This window comes from Rhodovulum sp. PH10 (assembly GCF_000293785.1).
Lineage (GTDB): Bacteria > Pseudomonadota > Alphaproteobacteria > Rhizobiales > Xanthobacteraceae > Rhodoplanes.
In genome coordinates, this window is record NZ_AKZI01000123.1 from 1 (window position 1) to 2,719 (window position 2,719).

At 68.1% G+C, this 2,719-nt stretch carries 3 protein-coding genes; all 3 read right to left on the reverse strand.

Annotated features, from left to right (window positions below; translation table 11 throughout):
• Positions 1-262 (reverse strand): hypothetical protein (locus A33M_RS18220; RefSeq protein WP_040621608.1); only part of this gene is annotated, 262 nt, incomplete at its 3' end.
• Between the two features lie 347 nt (positions 263-609).
• On the reverse strand, positions 610-1,977 hold the full coding sequence (locus A33M_RS18225) for a TrpB-like pyridoxal phosphate-dependent enzyme (RefSeq protein WP_008390251.1): 1,368 nt from the start codon (positions 1,975-1,977) through the stop codon (positions 610-612).
• Positions 1,978-2,194: 217 nt separating this feature from the next.
• Positions 2,195-2,719: nitrilase-related carbon-nitrogen hydrolase (locus tag A33M_RS18230; protein ID WP_040621611.1), on the reverse strand; the 525-nt coding region annotated here is incomplete at its 5' end.

Sequence of the window (2,719 nt, forward strand, 5' to 3'; positions counted from 1 at the left end):
CGAAGAAGATGATGTCGTCGGGATTCTTCAGCGCGGCGTCGAGATCGGAGGTGGTGCGCTCGATGCCGTATTGCCGGCCGAGGGCGGCGACCTTCTCGGCGTTGCGCCCGACCAGGATCGGGTCGGGCATCACCCGGTCGCCATTGGCGAGCGGAACGCCGCCCTGGCTGCGGATGGCGACGATCGAACGGACCAGGTGCTGATTGAGCCCCATGCGTCCGGTGACGCCGTGCATGATGATGCCGAGCTTCTTGGTGGCCATTGGCGAGCCTCGCGGATGAAAAAACGAAATGGAGCGGCGATCCCGCTCGACCGGACCGGCCAAGTAACCGCCTAGTTACAAATCCATCACGGAGCCCCGCCGATCGTCAAGGGGAATGTCGCGGGGCTGGCGTGCCCGGCGCGCAGGGCGCGCGGCCGCTGTGGGCATGGCTGCGCCCGGGGCGCCGTTCGGCGGTAGATTTTTCGGCTCTTTTTTCCGCGCGCGGACGGGGGAACGGGCGGGGAACGGGCGGCACGAAAAAAGCGGGCCGGCAATCGGCCGACCCGCCATGGTGAAGAGAGCGTGAACGAGCGGCGGACCGCGGGCCCGCCGACCACCGGAAAGGATCAGGCCGGCGCCACCTCCGGCAGCTTGGCGAGCGACTCCGCCAGCGCCGCCTCGTCGTAGTCGAGGTCCTGCAGCTTGCCGGCGGCGTAGTCCATATAGGCCTGCATGTCGAAATGGCCGTGGCCCGACAGGTTGAACAGGATGGTGCGCGGCTTGCCCTCGGCCTTGGCGGCGAGCGCCTCGTCGATCGCGCCACGCACGGCGTGGGTCGATTCCGGCGCCGGCACGATGCCCTCGGCGCGGGCGAACATCAGCCCCGCCTCGAAACACGGGTTCTGATAGACCGCGCGCGCCTCGATCAGGCCGAGCTCCTTGGCGTGGCTGACCAGCGGCCCCATGCCGTGATAGCGCAAGCCCCCGGCATGGAAACCCGGCGGCACGAAGCTCGAGCCGAGCGTGTGCATCTTCATCAGCGGCGTGAGATGCGCGATGTCGCCGAAGTCGTAGGCATAGGTGCCGCGGGTCAGCGTCGGGCAGCCGGCCGGCTCCACCGCCACCACCCGCACGTCGGTGCCCTCGCGCAGCTTCTTGCCGAGGAACGGGAACGCGATGCCGGCGAAGTTGGAACCACCGCCGGCGCAGGCGATCACCACGTCCGGCCAGAAGCCGGCCATCTCCATCTGCTCGATCGCCTCGAGGCCGATCACCGACTGGTGCAGCCCGACATGGTTCAGCACCGAGCCGAGCGCGTAATTGGTGTCGGCGTTCTGGGCGGCGACCTCGACCGCCTCGGAGATCGCGATGCCGAGGCTGCCCGGCGAATCCGGGTGCTCCGCCAGCACGGCGCGGCCGGCGGCGGTCTCGGTCGACGGGCTCGGGATGCAGGTCGCGCCGTAAGTCTCCATCAGCGCCCGCCGGTACGGCTTCTGCGCGTAGGAGACCTTGACCATGTAGACCTTGACCTCGAGCCCGAACAGCGAGCCCGCGAAGGCGAGCGAGCAGCCCCACTGGCCGGCGCCGGTCTCGGTCGACAGCTTCTTGATGCCGGCCTCGCGGTTGTAGAAGGCCTGCGCCACCGCGGTGTTCGGCTTGTGGCTGCCGGCGGGGCTGACGCCCTCGTACTTGTAGAAGATGCGCGCCGGCGTATCGAGCGCCCGCTCGAGCCGGACCGCGCGATGCAGCGGCGAGGGGCGCCACAGCTTGTAGATCTCGCGCACCGGCTCGGGGATCTCGATCTCGCGCTCGGTGGAGACTTCCTGCCGGATCAATTCCATCGGGAAGATCGCCGCGAGGTCGTCGGGCGCCAAGGGCTTGCCGGTCGCGGGATTGAGGCCCGGCGGCAGCGGCACCGGCAGATCGGCCTGAATGTTGTACCAGGCCCGCGGGATGCGGTCGTCGGGCAGGAGATACTTGTACTGGTCGGTCATCGTTGGTCTTTCGTTGGCTCGAACTCGAACATGAACAGCGTGCCGGTGCGCGACCCTCTCCCCTCGCGGGAGAGGGTGCCCGCGCGAAGCGAGAGCGGGTGAGGGGACGGTCCGCTGGCTCGGAGCAGGAGGAGATCCCCCGTGGCCGGCTCGGACCTCCGGTCCTCTTCATCCTCTCCCACGAGGGGAGAGGGTGAAGACCGCGCCGCCGGCTCCGTCACCGCGACGGCTTCTTCCAGATGCCGCGCTCTTGCATCGAGGCGACCTGCTTGTCGATCACCTCGCGCTTGTACTCGGCGTGCTTGCCCGGGATTTTGTCCATGTACATGTTCTTCGGGTAGACCGGCTGCTCGTAGATGATCTGGGCGAGCTCGCTGCGCACGTCCTTGAGCCAGTTGGTCACCTGCGCGCTCTCGCGATGGTGGCGCAGCGCCTCGATGTCGATCACCCCGGACACGAAGGTCGAGCCGTTGGTGTCGCGCTGCTTGCCGGTGATCTGGCCGCGATAGTCGACGATCATCGACTGGCCGCCGCCGGCGTCGATGCCGACCTTGCTCTCCGGATGGAGGTGATAGCTGCCGATGTTCGGGGCGACGATGTACATGTTGTTCTCGAGCGCCCGCGCCCTGTTGGTGATCTCGAAGAAGTCGTTCTCGGTGAAGGGCGCCGGCAGCGAGGCCCGGTACACCACCTCGGCGCCGTTCATCGCGAGCCCGCGGCCGTTCTCCGGATAAGAGCCCTC

Bases quoted from the DNA above. Each gene is read 5' to 3' on its own strand.
- A33M_RS18225 (WP_008390251.1), bottom strand. From the start codon at position 1,977: ATGACCGACCAGTACAAGTATCTCCTGCCCGACGACCGCATCCCGCGG.